We start from the raw sequence: 14,621 nt of genomic DNA on the forward strand, positions 1-14,621 counted from the left end.
TGACAGGTTGAGCAAGTCAAACAAGAGTTATAGTGCAGGTCAAACATGTTTTCCAGCATTCAGATTAGAGATTCTCATGGAGATTCAGCAGCTCAGGGCGTTTGTGAAAATAGTCGACTGTGGATCGTTCACCGGGGCCGCCCGGTCGTTGCACGTCACACAGGCAGCACTGAGCCATGCCATCAAGGCGATGGAGCGAAGAATTGGGGCTCCGGTTCTCAACCGGCGTAGCGGTCCAGTTACGCTCACACCCGCTGGACGCGCGCTACTCCCCCACGCCCGCGCGGTGGTCCTCACGTTGGAGGTCGCGACCCGTGACCTAGCCGAACTACATCAGCAAGAGACCCTCCGCATCGCATCCCTTGCAAGCGCCGCGGCACAGTATCTGCCAGGACTCATCCAAGACTTTCGTCTCGAGAATCCGACGGCCAGCGTAGACATTTATGAGGGCGACGACGCCGAGTGCCTCGCACTTCTACGCGATCACCGGGTGGATATCGCGTTGATCGTCGACCGAACTCCGCATACGCGGTTCTTTCCGCTCTACCAGGATGACTTTGTTCTCGTAACCAAGCGTCAGAGCTTGCCTGCGTTCCACGTCTCACCCGTTCACATTTCCGAGCTTGAAGGATCCTCACTAATTGAGTCAACAGGTAGCTGCCGTGACTTAGTGTCCCAGGCTCTCGGTGATGCTCACGTATCCATCAACTCGGCGGCTCAGGTGTCGCACATTGCGGCGGCCTTGTTGCTTATTACCGCAGGCCTGGGCAGCGCAATACTCCCCCGGGCCCTCACCCGTGATCTACCGGAGGAATTCCTGAGGCTGAATCTGCTGCCCCCGATTGTTCGCACCGTGGGCTTTGCAGTGCGCGACGACGAGCCACCCGGGAATCCGGTGAGTTCGGTTCTCAGGGGCCAAAAGTCTGCGATTTTGTTGGCACACACTATCCCTCTTCCCAAGGGCGAGGTGACCTAGGCAGGCAGAACGGGCACCGGGGAGAGCTTGCGGACGCCACGGACCTTGATGCACACGCGGATACCGTTGCCGAGCAGCAGGGCCGCGATGATCGCCTGAACGATCGAACCGCCCACCACACCCAGGGAGTCGTAGAAAACCGCGACAAACCGCGGAACGCTAAAGGAATCGCTCAGGCCATCGGTCTGGAACAGGGCAAAGATCAGGGCCGAGCTGGCCAGCCACAGTGTACCGATAAAGATTTGCCAGATTCCCGGAGCATACCGCGGGAGGTTTTTGATGCGCTCGGCCTCGGCCTCCGGATCAACCCCAGCGGCCGCCAGGGCGGCGTTTTTCCGCTTGGTCTTACGCGCGCCGAGAACCGCCATAACCCCGGCGAAGATCGCGAAGACGATCAACGCACCCACAACCACCACGATGATCAGATCTGTATCGTCCATCACGTATCTCCCCGATAAAGTGCAAAAAGTACGGGACAGACGCTACCGGCACGAGCCACGCTACCGTGCAGATACGTCGTGCGCTGCACGGGGTACTGTCGCCCGTTCTCGGTGACCCGCACGGTGGGCTACTAAGCCATTGGCACCCACACGACCAGTAGCGTCACCCTCGATGGTCGGCACCTCGCTTCCCGCGGGCAGCTGCTCATCGGTGGGCTCTAACCGTCAAAGCTTTTCTTCTCGATCCAAATCGGATGCGGAAAAGACGGCGTTTTCCTCCACCAATGCGTCTTCACGTGGGAGCGCCGACGGGAACTGTGGCAGCTCTTGGATCAACGCGTTCAAAAAGAACAATGATCTGGTCGCATTCAGCACGGGATATGTCGTATTTGGACGCGTCGTGGACTCGCAATGGAAGGTAGTCGCCACCGGTTTTGTATCCGGAAACTCAGTCACATTGAGTCCAGGCCATAACTCCGGTACCTGGAGTGCTGAGGGAGGCATCTCTGGTGTTGTTGGTCCTGGGTGGGCGATGCCCGCTCCCGCTGCGTCATTCGCAGTTCTCGCAGATGGACAAGTTTGCTATTCGCAAGGGCCAACCGCGTCTTTCGGGTAATGACCGATGAGGGGTGAGAGTGAGGTAATGGGAGCTCACTCTCACCCCTTGCCCTAACCGCTATCGTCAGTTTCACCTGTAGCAAGCGTCCGGTCGTGCACCCCAGCTGATGCAGATAGTCGTCGGCTCTCATCAGCGCTGTTTGAGTATCATGCCTGCAGAATCGCCCGGATCGTGTGCCGCAATAGTCACAAATATCCAGTCGCCTTCATTCGCAGGTTCTCCCGCGAGCGGATTCTGAGAAGTGATGTAGTACAGACCCGGCCAGGATAATGCGCCAACGGGCGGCCCATCAATGTCTATGTTGGCCAGGGAAAGCCCGAGTTCGCGCGCGGTGTCTCGGGCAATGTGAACGGGTTGCCCCACACAATCAGGAACCAACAGTTTCGATCGCATCACGCAATCATCCTCCTGTTCCCCGCTCAACCGCTGAGAGCTCGGAACGCCGAACGCCCCGGGCTCCACGAAGGAGAACGGGGCGTTCGGGGGGGGGCAGCCGAGCGGGCAGCTCGGCGGGGTGGCCGTGCGTGTGCGGGCCCGCGGCGATCTAGCGGAAGTCCGCCAGGCGGCCGCGCAGGTTGGCGAGCTGCTCGGTCACGCGGACGGTCGCGGTGCCGCCGGCACCCACGCGGCTGTTGACCGAACCCTCGATGGTCAGCACCTCGCGGACCGCGGGCAGCAGGTGCGGGGAAACCGCGGCCAGCTGCTCATCGGTCGGCTCGTGCAGTTCCAGGCCGTTCTCCTCGCAGAAGCGCACGAGTTCGCCGGAGATCTCGTGGGCATCACGGAAGATCACACCCTGCTTGACCAGCCACTCGGCCACATCGGTGGCCAGCGAGAAGCCCTGCGGGGCCAGCTCGGCCATCCGCTCGGTGTTGAAGGTCAGCGTGGCGATCATGCCGTTGAACGCGGGCAGCAGTACCTCGAGGGTGTCCACCGAGTCGAAGATCGGCTCCTTGTCCTCCTGCAGGTCGCGGTTGTACGCGAGGGGCAGGGCCTTCAGGGTGGCCAGCAGGCCGGTGATGTTACCGATCAGACGACCCGACTTGCCGCGTGCAAGCTCGGCGATGTCCGGGTTCTTCTTCTGCGGCATGATGCTCGAGCCGGTCGAGAAGGAATCATGTAGGCGGACAAATCCGAACTCGCGGGTGTTCCAGAGGATGATCTCCTCGGACAGACGCGACAGGTTGATGCCCACCTGAGCGAGAATGAACCCGAACTCGGCCACCACGTCGCGAGCGGCGGTCGCGTCGATCGAGTTCTCCAGCGCACCCGACAGCCCCAGCTCCGAAGCCACCAGCTCGGGATCCAGACCCAGCGAGGATCCGGCCAGCGCACCGGCACCATACGGAGAACGCTTGGCACGAACCGACCAGTCGCGCAGACGCTCCAGGTCACGCACCAGCGGCCACGCGTGCGCGGCCAGCTGGTGGGCCAGCAGCACCGGCTGCGCGTGCTGCAGGTGAGTACGCCCCGGCATGATCGCACCGCGGTGCGCCTCGGCCTGACCCGCGAGGATCTCGACCAGCTGCACCAGCAGGCCGCGGATCACACTCTCGTGCTCCAGCATGTATAGTCGCACCAGCGTGGCGATCTGGTCGTTGCGGCTCCGACCGGCACGCAGCTTGCCACCCAGGTTTGCTCCGGCGCGCTCGACCAGTCCTCGCTCGAGGGCCGAGTGGACGTCCTCATCCGACTCGGCGGCGACAAACGCACCCGAGGCCACATCCGCGCGCAGGGTTTCCAGCGCGGCATGCATCGCGACCAGCTCGTCGTTGTCGAGGTAACCGGCGGCGTTCAGCGCGACCGCGTGAGCCTTGGATCCGTCGATGTCGTAGGACGCGAGGGTCCAGTCAAACTGGGTCGACTTGCTCAGGCGAGCGAGCTCCGGCGAGGGGCCACTGGCGAAGCGTCCGCCCCAGAGGGCCCCCGCCTCGGCGGCGCGGTTTCCGGAATCGTTGGTGTGAGAGGTCATGGTGTGAAGCGTCCCGTCGTGCAGTGGTCAGGCGTGTGAGCGAAAAGGATAAGAGTCAGTCTATTGAGTGGTGCGGGCGGGCCCGGGCACCGAGGCGGCGGCCCGCGAGCAGGCGGACACCAGTTTTTCGAGCGGACCCTGCCGGAACAGCAGGATCCAGGCGGAGCAGCCGATCAGGGTAACCAGCACAAACCACCAGGTTTGGGCCACCGGATCGATCCGGTCCACCCCAGTGGAGACCAGGATCACCAGGGCAACCAGGTGCAGTGCATAGGCGGTCAGGGCCATCCGGCCGGTGGCGGCCAGCGGCCAGAGCACCCGTTGGGCCCAGCGGGGCAGCGCGAGCGCGGCGGCGATGATCAGCAGCGCGACACCCGTGGCACCCAGGATTTCGAACGTGCTGCCCGAGTGTGGTGCCGCACCCAGTAGGTTTGCCCACTGCGGATAGCCGACAAACACCTCGCCCTGCTCGGTCCCGGTGATCTGGGCGAACACACTGGCGCCCCCATAGCCGAGGACCGTGAGTCCGGCACCCACCAGGGCAATCAGACCGAGCGAGGATCCGGTCAGCCCTCCGGCAAACAGCCAGCGGGCGACCGCCAAGCCGACAATCATGAACACGACCCAGATCAGCGCCGGGTAGTACCCAAAAATCATCAGCAGGGCCAGGGCCGAGGTGCCGCCCCCGTTGTCCTGGATGAACAGGGCGATGCCCACCTGGGCGATCGGTGCCAGCACAGCGAGCACCCCCGCCAGGATCAGCAGGTTTGGCACCCGCCAGCGGATGATCGGCAGAACCAGCAGGAAGGCGATGGCGTAGTACTCGAGGATCACCGCGATGCCGTGATCCCCCAGGCTGAGGATCCCACCCAGGGCAAAAATGACCAGCGCACGGGTGCCGATCCGCAGTCGCATGCGCAGCACGGCCTCGCCCTCGGGCGGGGTGCCCCGGCCCGAGAGCAGCGCCAGCGAGAACCCGGCAAGGACTGCAAACAGTACCGCCGAGCGCCCGTTGACCAGGCCGATCCAGGTATCCGGATCCGCCGACACGGCCTCTTCCGGGCGAATAATGTGCGCGATAAACATGCCCAGGATCGCCAGCCCGCGGGCGATGTCGAGCCCGGCAATACGGGTGGGACGGGGATCGCCGGACACCGACGGTGCGGACAGCACCGTGCCCTGAGCGATCCCCGAAGACACTAGACCGCGGCCTTCTGGTTCTGCTTCAGCAGCCAGACCATCAGCGCCTTCTGCGCGTGCAGACGGTTCTCGGCCTCGTCCCAGACGACCGAGCGCGGGCCGTCGATCACGTCGGCGTCCACCTCATAGCCGCGGTAGGCGGGCAGGCAGTGCATAAAGATCGCGTCATCCTTGGCGAGGCCCATCAGCTCGGAGGTCACCGAATAGGCACCGAATGCGGCAACCCGATCGGCCTTCTCGTCCTCCTTGCCCATCGACACCCAGGTGTCGGTGACCACAACGTCGGCACCGGCCACGGCCTCACGCGCATCGGTCGTGATGAACACCGATCCGCCGGTCTGCTCGGCCAGCTTGATCGCGTCGGCCACCACGTCGGCGGCCGGGGTGAATGCCTCGGGGGCACCGATCCGTACGTGCATACCGGCGTTCACGCACGCCAGCAGGTAGGAGTTACCCATGTTGCAGGCACCGTCACCGAGGAAGGCGAGGGTCTGACCCTTGAGCTCTCCGCGGTGCTCGCGAATGGTCTGCAGGTCGGCCAGCAGCTGGCACGGGTGGAAGTCGTCCGAGAGAGCGTTGATCACCGGAACGGTGGTCCCGGCGGCCATCTCCTCGAGCCCTGCGTGGGCAAAGGTGCGCCAGACGATGGCGGCGACCTGACGCTCCAGCACGCGCGCGGTATCGGCGATCGATTCCTTGGCACCCAGCTGGCTCTCGCCGCCGCCCACGATCAGCGGCACGCCGCCCAGGTCGGCGATCCCGGTCGCAAACGAGATCCGGGTGCGGGTCGAGGTCTTGTCAAAAAACACGGTGACGGTCTGCGGGCCGGCCAGCGGCTTCTCGCTGAAACGGTCGGCCTTGAGCTTGATCGCGAGATCCAGAACCTCAGCCTGTTCGGCGGGGCTCAGGTCGTCATCGCGGAGGAAGTGACGGGTCATAATCGGTCTCCTACTTCTCGAATCTAGGCGGCGTGTGCCGCGAGCAGGCCGTCGAGGATCGCCACGAAGGCGTCCACGTCGGCGGAGGTGATGTTCAGCGGCGGGGCGATGCGGATCGTCGCGGCGTTGGGGGCGTTGACGATCAGGCCCGCGGCCAGGGCCTCGGGAACCAGCTCGGTCGCGATGTCCCGGGTGAGGGCGATGCCCAGCAGTAGACCGCGGCCGCGCACTCCGGCAATCAGCGGCGAGTTCAGTCCGGCAATCGCGCCGCGCAGCTGGGCCTCGCGCTCACGCACGTTGATCAGCAGGTCGCCGGATTCGATCTCGTCCAGCACGGTCCCCGCCACGGCGGTGGCCAGCGGGTTTCCGCCGAAGGTGGTGCCGTGATTTCCCGGGGTGAAGATCTCCGAGGCGGCACCGGTGGTGACCAGGGCACCGATCGGGAATCCGGCACCGAGCCCCTTGGCCAGGGTGAAGGCATCGGGAAGGATGTCCTCGGACTGGAATCCCAGCCACTCGCCGGTGCGCCCGATTCCGGTCTGAATCTCGTCGATGATCAGCAGCGCGCCGCGCTCGCGGGTCAGCGCCCGCGCGGCCTGCAGATATCCCTCGGGCAGTGGCAGCACGCCGGCCTCACCCTGAATGGGTTCGATAATCAGGGCAGCCACGGTCTCATCCAGTGCCGCATCCAGCGCCTCAATGGTGGCGGGGATGTGCTGGACTCCCCCGAGCATCGGGGCAAACGGCGCGCGATAAGCCTCCTTGGCGGTGAGGGCCAGTGCCCCCATCGTCCGCCCGTGGAATGCGTGCTCCAGCGCCAGGATGGTGGGGCGAGCCTCGCCGCCAAACTTCCGAGCCAGCTTGAACGCCGCCTCATTGGCCTCGGTGCCCGAGTTGGTGAAAAACACCCGGCCGGTCTCGCCGACGCCCGAGACCCGCTTCAGCTTCTCGGCAAGCGCCAGCTGCGGCGGGCTGGAGAAGAAGTTGGAGACATGGATCAGGGTGGCCGCCTGCTCGCTGATCGTCTTGACGATCGCCGGGTGGGCGTGCCCCAGGGAGTTGACCGCGATGCCGCCGAGGAAGTCGAGGTACTCCTTCCCGTCGGTGTCGCGTACGCGCGCGCCATCACCGGAGACCAACAGCGCCTGGGTGGGCCCAAACGTGTTCATCATGGTGGCGGCGGAGGTGTCCTGCCAGGAGGTCATTCTGTCTCGCTTACTACCTGGGTGCCGATTCCGTTTGACGTGAAAACCTCCAGCAGGATCGAGTGTTCGATCCTGCCGTCGATGATCGCGGCGTTACGCACGCCGTTATCCACCGCGTCCAGGCACGCGTTCATTTTGGGGATCATGCCGGATTCCAGCTCCGGCAGCAGCTCGCGCAGCTCGGCGGTCGAGATGACCGAGACCAGCGAATCGCGGTTGGGCCAGTCACTGTAGAGACCGGCAACATCGGTGAGGACCAGCAGCTTATCGGCGTTCAGCGCGATCGCAATCGCGGCGGCGGCCGAATCGGCGTTGACGTTGAGCAGGCGCTCGGGATCGTCCAGGTCATAGGCGATCGAGGTGATTACCGGAATGCGACCGGCATCGAGCGCGTCCAGGACGGCCGAGGGGTCCACCTCGAGGATGTCGCCCACGCGGCCGAGATCCTGCATCTCCCCGTCCACCAGCACGCCACGGGTGCGGCCGCCGAAGAGGTTGGCCTGCTCCCCCGAGAGCGAGCGGGCGATGTTTCCGTGCTGGTTGATGTCGGTGACCAGCGACCGGTTTACCCGGTTACGCAGGACATCGCGGACGACGCCGATGGCCTCGTCGCTGGTGTACCGGTAGCCGCCGCGGAACTCGCTGGCGATCCCCTTTTCGGCCAGGCCCGCGGAAATCTGCGGGCCGCCTCCGTGCACCACAACCGGGCGCAGGCCCGCGTGGTGCAGGAACACCATGTCCTCGGCAAAGGCCGCGGCAAGCTCCGGGGAGATCATCGCGTTGCCGCCGAACTTGATGACCACGATCGCGCCGCGGTACCGCTTGAGCCACGGCAGCGCCTCGATCAGGACCGAGGCCTTGGCGTGCGCCTCTTCGAGCGAAATATCAATGGTGGTAGGCATGGATCAGCTCGAGTACGCGCTATTCTCATGCACGTAATCGTGCGTGAGGTCGTTGGTCAGGATGGTCGCGGCGGCCGAACCGGCGTTCAGCTCGATCTCGATCTTGACCGCGCGCGGGGTTAGGTCAACGAGGTCGCGAGACTGGTCGGGGCCACCCTCGTGGCAGACCCGGACGCCGTTGAAGGAGACGTCCACGTTATACGGGTCAAACGGTGCCGAGGTGGTTCCGATCGCGGCCAGCACCCGGCCCCAGTTGGGGTCGTTACCGTAGATCGCGGCCTTGAAGAGGTTGTTGCGGGCCACCGAGCGGCCCACCTCGACGGCGTCGGCCTCGGTCTCGGCACCGGTCACAACGATCGCGATGTCGTGACTGGCACCCTCGGCGTCGCCCTGGAGCTGCTCGGCGAGGTCGGAGCACACCTGGATCAGCGCGGCGGTGAAGTCGGCGAGGTCCGGGGTGACGCCCGAGGCACCGGAGGCGAGCAGGGTGACCTGGTCGTTGGTGGACATGCAACCGTCGGAGTCGAGACGGTCAAAGCTCACCCGGGTGGCCTCGCGCAGTGCCGCATCGAGGTCGGCGGGGGCGAGGGAGGCGTCGGTGGTGATGACCACGAGCATGGTTGCCAAGCCCGGGGCGAGCATGCCCGCACCCTTGGCGATCCCGCCGATGGCCCAGTCAGTGGCCAGGAACTCGCTGGTCTTGGGCACGGTGTCGGTGGTCATGATCGCGGCGGCGGCGTGCTCGCCACCGTTTTCATCGAGGGCGGCGGTCGCGGCCTCGACTCCGGCGGTGAGCTTGCCGAGATCCAGCTGCTCACCGATCAGACCGGTCGAGCACACCAGCACGTCGGTGGCCGAGATGCCCAGCCCGCTCGCCACGGCCTCGGCGGTGGCGTGGGTGGTCTGGAAACCCTGCTGGCCGGTGAAGCAGTTGGCACCGCCGGAGTTCAGCACGATGGCGTCCACGCGCCCATCCTTGATGACCTCCTTGGACCAGATGATCGGGTTGGCCAGGGCGCGGTTGCTGGTGAACACGGCGGCCGCGTTCTTCTCCGGGCCGGTGTTAACCACGAGGGCGAGGTCCGGCTTACCGGTGGACTTGAGACCGGCGGGAACACCCGCGGCGATGAATCCCGAGGGGGTGGTGACGCTCATAGTGCTCCTTGAAGGGTGGTGATGAGGAAAAGAGTGGTGGCGGCCATTACGGGGCGACCCCGTCGATGGAGAGGCCGGTGGCCTCGGGCAGGCCCAGGGCGATGTTGGCCGACTGGATCGCCGCGCCCGCGGTGCCCTTAGCCAGGTTATCCACGGCGGTCACGATGATGACCCGGCCGGCGGCCTCGTCGATCGCCAGGCCCATCAGCGCGGTGTTGGCACCCAGCACATCGGCGGTCCGCGGGAAGACACCCTCGGGCAGCACGTGAACAAAGGTCTCATCGGCGTAGGCGCTCTCCCAGGCCGCGCGGATCTGCTCGGCGGTGGTGCCCGGCACGATCTTCGCGGTCGTGGTGGCGAGGATTCCCCGCGACATCGGGACCAGCACCGGGGTGAAGGACACGGTGGCCTGCTCGGCCCCGGCCCAGCGCAGACCCTGGATGATCTCGGGGATGTGACGGTGCGTGCCACCCACCGCGTAGGGATTCGCGGTGCCCAGGATCTCGGCTGCCAGCAGGTTGGTCTTGAGGGCCTTACCGGCACCCGAGGGGCCCACGGCCAGCACGGTCACGATGTCCAGCGGCTCGATCACTCCGGCGGCGATACCCGGGGCCAGCGAGAGTTCCACGGTCGAGGCGTTGCAGCCCGGGGCGGCGATCCGCTTGGTGCCGACCAGATTCTCGCGCTGCTTGCCCGAGCCGATCAGCAGCTCGGGAACCCCGTAGGTCCAGGCCCCGAAGAAGTCGCCGCCATAGAACGCGGCCCAGTCCTCCTCGGATTCCAGGCGGTGGTCGGCCCCGCAGTCCACCACCAGGGTGTTCGGGTCCAGCTGCGCGGTCAGCGCGCCGGAGGCACCGTGCGGCAGTGCCAGGAACACGATGTCGTGGCCGGCGAGGTTTTGTGCGTTGGTCGCCACAAAGACCTTATTGGCGAGCGAGCGCAGGTGCGGGTGGACCGCGGCGACGGTCTGCCCGGCATTGGAGTGGGCGGTGACGGTGGTGATTTCAAATTCGGGGTGGCTGGCGAGCAAGCGCAGCAGCTCTCCCCCGGCGTATCCGGATGCTCCGGCGATCGCGACAGAAAAAGACATTGAGGCTACCTTCAAGGACGAGTTGTGGGTGTGAATTCCGGATTCCGGCAACGCCCGGTCTCTCTCGCTATCGCGAGAAAAACAATTAGGGGGCGTCGCCTATCGTCGCTCGTCGGTGGCGTCAACAAAGCTACGACGTCGCTCGTCGCGGCGGGCACGGCGTCGCGCCGGCGCAGGTGCAGATACCTGAGCGCTGTGGGCGGAGCGTGCGTGAGCCATGTTGGTTAGCGTAGCGCGGACGATACGACACGCGCAATCTGTGACGGACGCACGAATGATCGTATTTATTCCAACGCCACATCCGAGTTGAGGAAACTCTCAGATTGATACTTTTGCCACGCAAAACGAGAAATTTATCTCAAATGCGGTATAGCATCGGGTCATGGCACTTTCTACCGACACTTCCCCCGTAGACATCACCGCCGCCGAACCCATGCGGCAGGTGGGCGCGCTTATTCGTTCGGCCCGGCAGGACCGTTCCCTCACCCAGGCCCAGCTGGCCGAACGGGTGGGCACCAGCCAGTCGGCGATCAACCGCATCGAACAGGGCAGCCAGAATATCTCGATCGAGCTGCTGGCCCGCCTGAGCGTCGCTCTCAAGAGCGAACTGGTGACCTTCGGGGACCGCCCCCGTCCCTCGCACATTCGGGTGGAGGGTGGCCACAAGCTGCAGGGATCGATCGCCGTCAACTCCAGCAAGAACGGTGCCGTAGCACTGCTGTGTGCGGCGCTGATCAACCGCGGAACCACCCGCCTGCACCGCGTCGCCCGCATCGTTGAGGTCGACCGCATCATCGACGTGCTGCGCAGCATGGGTGTGCAGGTCACCTGGTACGGCGATGACAACAGCGTCGAGATCAAGGTGCCCGAGAACCTCAACCTCGCCGAGATCGACGCCGATGCCGGCCGTCGCACCCGCTCGGTGCTGATGTTCCTCGGCCCGCTGCTGGGCCGCTTCGACAACTTCTCCCTCCCCTACGCCGGCGGCTGCGACCTCGGTACCCGCACGGTCGAGCCGCACCTGATCGCGCTGCGCCCCTTCGGCCTCGAGGTTGAGGCGACCACCGGCTGGTACCGCGCCACCGTGAGCCACGATGTGCCCGAGCGCGTCAAGGTGGTGCTGACCGAGCGCGGCGACACCGTGACCGAAAATGCGATCATGGCCGCCGCCGTGCGCGATGGCGTGACCGTGATCCGCAATGCCAGCCCCAACTACATGGTGCAGGACCTCTGCTTCTACCTCCAGGAGCTCGGCATCCAGGTCGAGGGCATCGGCTCGACCACCCTCACGATCCACGGCAACGCCAACGTCAACGCCGATGTGGACTACTGGCCCAGCGAAGACCCGGTGGAGGCCATGAGCCTGCTGACCGCGGGCATCGTGACCGGCTCGGAGATCACCGTGACCCGCGTTCCGATCGAGTTCATGGAAATCGAGATGGCGACCCTGTCGGAGATGGGCCTGCGCTACTCGATGACCGATGAGTACGACGCCCACAACGGCAAAACCCGCCTGGTGGATATCACCGTGTATCCGTCGGAGCTGCGCGCCCCGATCGATAAGATCCACCCGATGCCCTTCCCGGGCCTCAACATCGACAACCTGCCCTTCTTCGTGGTGATCGCCGCCTGCGCGACCGGCGACACCCTGATCCACGACTGGGTCTACGAGGGCCGGGCGATCCACCTCACCGATCTCACCCGCCTGGGTGCCAACGTGCGTCTGCGCGACCCGCACCGCCTGGACGTCTCGGGCCCGACCCACTGGTCCGGCGCCGAGGTCTCGTGCCCGCCGGCGCTCCGCCCGGCCGTGGTGATCCTGCTGGCGATGCTCGCCGCCAAGGGCACCAGCGTGCTGCGCAACGTGGACATCATCTCGCGCGGCTACGAGCAGCTGCAGGAGCGACTGATCTCGCTCGGCGCGAAGATCGAAACCTTCCGCGACTAGCCGCTACAACGCAGAACCCCCGCCCGAGTATCGGGCGGGGGTTCTGCGTTCACGCTAGAGACTCAGGCGTCCCTCGATGATTTCGCGCAGGAGGCGAACGACGTCCTCTCGCTGGCTCTCGGTCAGAAAACTGGGGAGGGTATGCACCTCGCCGGGCGCGACGATCAGGCGGTCCTTTTCGGCCCGGATCGCGGCCGGATCGATACCCGCACGCGGGGTGCTGACCGGATCCTTCATCAGGTCCCGAGAGTGGATGGCTTCCCCGGTAAGCACACTCCCGTACGGACCGGCGAGGGTACTGTCGGTGATCGAGAGCAGGATCGGCTCGGCGGCGGTCAGCTTCAGCACCTTGACGAGCTTGGCCCGCTGCTTAAGCCGCTTGGGAGACTCATCCGATCCCAGCACCACGATGTCCCCCAAACCGAGTTCACGGAGACGCTCCGGCAGCGAGGTCGCGGACGCGGGGGCCTCCGTGGCGACGCCGCCGCCGAGCGTGGGTAGCAGCGCCAGCACCAGGGCAACCATCGAGGAGAGCCGCTGGAGCGCCGCGGACCACACCTCGGCCGAGGCGACCTGGTGTGCCCACTTCCACTCGAACCTGGCGATCGCCTGCTCGGTGATGGCCTGCGCGCTGGCGGCGATCCCCTCGGGACCAGAAAATAGCGGGACGATGCGCGGGGCCTGAGTGCCGAAGAGTCCGCTGGGCGAATCGCGCACATAAACCGCGCCGCTGGTCAGCAGGAATCCCACCGGTTCCCGGCTGCGGGTGATGCGGTTGAGCGAGGAGAACCCCAGAAACAGCAGGGGGAATTCGCCGGTGCCCGCAAGGTCGGGCGCAATCCCGTCCGTGGCGGCCCAGAAGATCTCCTCGGCGTCGGAGAAGGGGTGATGGGCAGGTGGAATCGCGGGGAAGGTGAGCCGCTCCAGGTCCTCCCGGGCGAGAGCGGGCGCGCCCTCCAGCTCGGCGGATATCGCAGTGGAGAGCGTGATCCACTGCGCCCGAGCCTGTGGCGTCAGCGCGGCACTAAACTCCGCCTGTGTGGTCATCGTGGGCCCCTCCCGTCGAGTGCGGGTCGCGATTGCAACCCGCACTCAGTGTAGGAATCCGGTCGTCCGCTGACAAGAGTTCGCCGGTATCTAGACGCTGCCTAGGCGGGAATCGGCCCGCGAGCGGCCACCGATCCGGTGCCGGTCACGGTTTCCCCGCAACTGTTCGTGCCGGTGAGCGTGTAGCTGATCTGTGCGGTGTAGTCGCCAAAGAGACTGCCGGCCTCGATTTCGGCACCCGGGTGCTGAGCCTCCAGCTCGGCGGTAATCGCCGCGATCTTCGCGTCGATCTCCTCGCTGTTCGAGGTATCCCCGCTCTCGGCATAGTCCAGCTCGAGCCAGCCGTCCTCAACCTGGTAGATCCCGCGCGGAATCGAGGTGTGCGCCGTGTACCGCTCGGTGTGCAGAGTCACGCGTCCACCATCCCCGTCGGGCATGCTCCAGGTCACCGTCTCGGGGACACTGAAGGTCTCAACCAGGCTGGTCACCAGAGCCGGATTGGCGATTACCAGGTTGTTCAGCTCCTCGTTTTCGAATCGAATCCGGGGCGCATCGCTGTCCCAGTCAAACCGAGCGGCGATACTCGGCGTGATCGGCGAGACCTCCGGCACACAGGCAGCCGGACCCGAGGGGGTGGGTGAGGGCGTCGGGGTGGGCGATGCGCTCGGGTCGGGCGTGGGCGTCGCACTGGGATCGGCACTCGGCTGAACACTCGGCTGCCCCGAGGGAGGGGTGGACGGCGCCGTGACGCAGTGCTCGGGTGCCTGAGCCTGCGCCGGAGCGGATCCGCTCAGCACGGGGAGGCCCACCAGGAGCAGTAATCCGAGGGCACCACCCAGCAGCATGCGCTTCTTCGAGGAGCGCGCCATGGCCCAGATCAGCGCGGCTCCGATCAGAATGGTGGCCGCGGCGATTGCTATCAGCACGGGGGTGTTTGCGCCGGTTTCCACCAGCACACAGTCGGTCATCACAGAGTTCTCCCTCGGGTCGGGTAATGGGAAGCTCTAATACTAACCAAACGATCGGTATTAAAACAGGGGCGTGTGGTTCGCGCCAGATGGGGCCGTTCGGGCCTACGCACGCGGGGCGAGTGGATAGATGCGACAGCAGATCGCGCATTTTCGGCACC

At 65.4% G+C, this 14,621-nt stretch carries 13 protein-coding genes; 2 read left to right on the top strand and 11 right to left on the bottom strand.

Features of this window, described 5'->3' with window-relative positions; all coding sequences use genetic code 11:
- The first annotated feature begins 76 nt into the window (after positions 1-76).
- Positions 77-976, top strand: a complete 900-nt coding sequence (locus M2390_RS08945) for a LysR family transcriptional regulator (RefSeq protein ID WP_259178094.1) — start codon at positions 77-79, stop codon at positions 974-976.
- Here the strand turns inward: M2390_RS08945 and M2390_RS08950 are convergent.
- The 9 genes from M2390_RS08950 to argC form a co-directional block, all read right to left on the bottom strand.
- Complete coding sequence (locus M2390_RS08950; RefSeq protein ID WP_259178095.1) at positions 973-1,416, bottom strand: hypothetical protein; 444 nt, start codon at positions 1,414-1,416, stop codon at positions 973-975. The two genes, M2390_RS08945 and M2390_RS08950, sit on opposite strands and share 4 nt — an antisense overlap.
- A gap of 748 nt (positions 1,417-2,164) precedes the next feature.
- Positions 2,165-2,428, bottom strand: coding sequence for a PASTA domain-containing protein (locus M2390_RS08955; RefSeq protein ID WP_396822905.1), 264 nt, complete (start codon positions 2,426-2,428; stop codon positions 2,165-2,167).
- A gap of 151 nt (positions 2,429-2,579) precedes the next feature.
- Entirely contained in the window at positions 2,580-4,007 is a 1,428-nt protein-coding gene (argH, locus tag M2390_RS08960) for an argininosuccinate lyase (protein WP_259178097.1), read from the bottom strand.
- A 60-nt stretch (positions 4,008-4,067) separates the two neighbouring features.
- Positions 4,068-5,207 (bottom strand): heparan-alpha-glucosaminide N-acetyltransferase domain-containing protein, encoded by a 1,140-nt coding sequence (locus M2390_RS08965; RefSeq protein ID WP_259178098.1) that lies wholly within the window; start codon positions 5,205-5,207, stop codon positions 4,068-4,070.
- The gene (gene argF, locus M2390_RS08970) at positions 5,207-6,145 is read right to left on the bottom strand and encodes an ornithine carbamoyltransferase (RefSeq protein ID WP_259178099.1); all 939 of its coding nucleotides are present in this window, start codon (positions 6,143-6,145) and stop codon (positions 5,207-5,209) included. The genes M2390_RS08965 and argF overlap by 1 nt, the downstream gene beginning before the upstream one ends.
- Positions 6,146-6,168: 23 nt before the next feature.
- On the bottom strand, positions 6,169-7,350 hold the full coding sequence (locus tag M2390_RS08975) for an acetylornithine transaminase (RefSeq protein ID WP_259178100.1): 1,182 nt from the start codon (positions 7,348-7,350) through the stop codon (positions 6,169-6,171).
- Positions 7,347-8,252, bottom strand: coding sequence for an acetylglutamate kinase (gene argB, locus M2390_RS08980; protein ID WP_030148857.1), 906 nt, complete (start codon positions 8,250-8,252; stop codon positions 7,347-7,349). Before argB ends, M2390_RS08975 begins: the two co-directional genes overlap by 4 nt.
- 3 nt (positions 8,253-8,255) lie before the next feature.
- Positions 8,256-9,407 carry a bifunctional glutamate N-acetyltransferase/amino-acid acetyltransferase ArgJ gene (argJ, locus tag M2390_RS08985; protein WP_259178101.1) on the bottom strand — a complete coding sequence of 384 codons (1,152 nt, stop codon included), beginning with the start codon at positions 9,405-9,407 and terminating at the stop codon, positions 8,256-8,258.
- Positions 9,408-9,453: 46 nt separating this feature from the next.
- The gene (gene argC, locus M2390_RS08990) at positions 9,454-10,497 is read right to left on the bottom strand and encodes an N-acetyl-gamma-glutamyl-phosphate reductase (RefSeq protein ID WP_259178102.1); all 1,044 of its coding nucleotides are present in this window, start codon (positions 10,495-10,497) and stop codon (positions 9,454-9,456) included.
- Positions 10,498-10,879: 382 nt separating this feature from the next.
- On the opposite strand from argC, the gene M2390_RS08995 reads away from it, so the two are divergent.
- Positions 10,880-12,445: a UDP-N-acetylglucosamine 1-carboxyvinyltransferase gene (locus M2390_RS08995; protein WP_220700598.1), complete on the top strand. Its 1,566-nt coding sequence runs from the start codon at positions 10,880-10,882 to the stop codon at positions 12,443-12,445.
- A gap of 54 nt (positions 12,446-12,499) precedes the next feature.
- Here the strand turns inward: M2390_RS08995 and M2390_RS09000 are convergent, their stop codons facing one another.
- Both M2390_RS09000 and M2390_RS09005 read right to left on the bottom strand, forming a co-directional pair.
- The gene (locus M2390_RS09000) at positions 12,500-13,492 is read right to left on the bottom strand and encodes a hypothetical protein (RefSeq protein WP_259178105.1); all 993 of its coding nucleotides are present in this window, start codon (positions 13,490-13,492) and stop codon (positions 12,500-12,502) included.
- Positions 13,493-13,593: 101 nt separating this feature from the next.
- A complete protein-coding gene (locus M2390_RS09005; protein WP_259178107.1) occupies positions 13,594-14,460 on the bottom strand; it encodes a hypothetical protein in 867 nt (288 codons plus the stop codon).
- Positions 14,461-14,621: the final 161 nt, after the last annotated feature.

The sequence above is a fragment of the Mycetocola sp. BIGb0189 genome (assembly GCF_024810155.1).
GTDB lineage: Bacteria > Actinomycetota > Actinomycetes > Actinomycetales > Microbacteriaceae > Mycetocola > Mycetocola lacteus.

What these genes read in the sequence shown, in the direction of transcription:
- M2390_RS08945 (WP_259178094.1), top strand. Translation starts at nt 77, where the DNA reads ATGGAGATTCAGCAGCTCAGGGCGTTTGTGAAAATAGTCGACTGTGGA.
- M2390_RS08950 (WP_259178095.1), bottom strand. Translation starts at nt 1,416, where the DNA reads ATGGACGATACAGATCTGATCATCGTGGTGGTTGTGGGTGCGTTGATC.
- M2390_RS08955 (WP_396822905.1), bottom strand. Translation starts at nt 2,428, where the DNA reads ATGCGATCGAAACTGTTGGTTCCTGATTGTGTGGGGCAACCCGTTCAC.
- argH (WP_259178097.1), bottom strand. Translation starts at nt 4,007, where the DNA reads ATGACCTCTCACACCAACGATTCCGGAAACCGCGCCGCCGAGGCGGGG.
- argF (WP_259178099.1), bottom strand. Translation starts at nt 6,145, where the DNA reads ATGACCCGTCACTTCCTCCGCGATGACGACCTGAGCCCCGCCGAACAG.
- M2390_RS08975 (WP_259178100.1), bottom strand. Translation starts at nt 7,350, where the DNA reads ATGACCTCCTGGCAGGACACCTCCGCCGCCACCATGATGAACACGTTT.
- argB (WP_030148857.1), bottom strand. Translation starts at nt 8,252, where the DNA reads ATGCCTACCACCATTGATATTTCGCTCGAAGAGGCGCACGCCAAGGCC.
- argJ (WP_259178101.1), bottom strand. Translation starts at nt 9,407, where the DNA reads ATGAGCGTCACCACCCCCTCGGGATTCATCGCCGCGGGTGTTCCCGCC.
- argC (WP_259178102.1), bottom strand. Translation starts at nt 10,497, where the DNA reads ATGTCTTTTTCTGTCGCGATCGCCGGAGCATCCGGATACGCCGGGGGA.
- M2390_RS08995 (WP_220700598.1), top strand. Translation starts at nt 10,880, where the DNA reads ATGGCACTTTCTACCGACACTTCCCCCGTAGACATCACCGCCGCCGAA.
- M2390_RS09000 (WP_259178105.1), bottom strand. Translation starts at nt 13,492, where the DNA reads ATGACCACACAGGCGGAGTTTAGTGCCGCGCTGACGCCACAGGCTCGG.
- M2390_RS09005 (WP_259178107.1), bottom strand. Translation starts at nt 14,460, where the DNA reads ATGACCGACTGTGTGCTGGTGGAAACCGGCGCAAACACCCCCGTGCTG.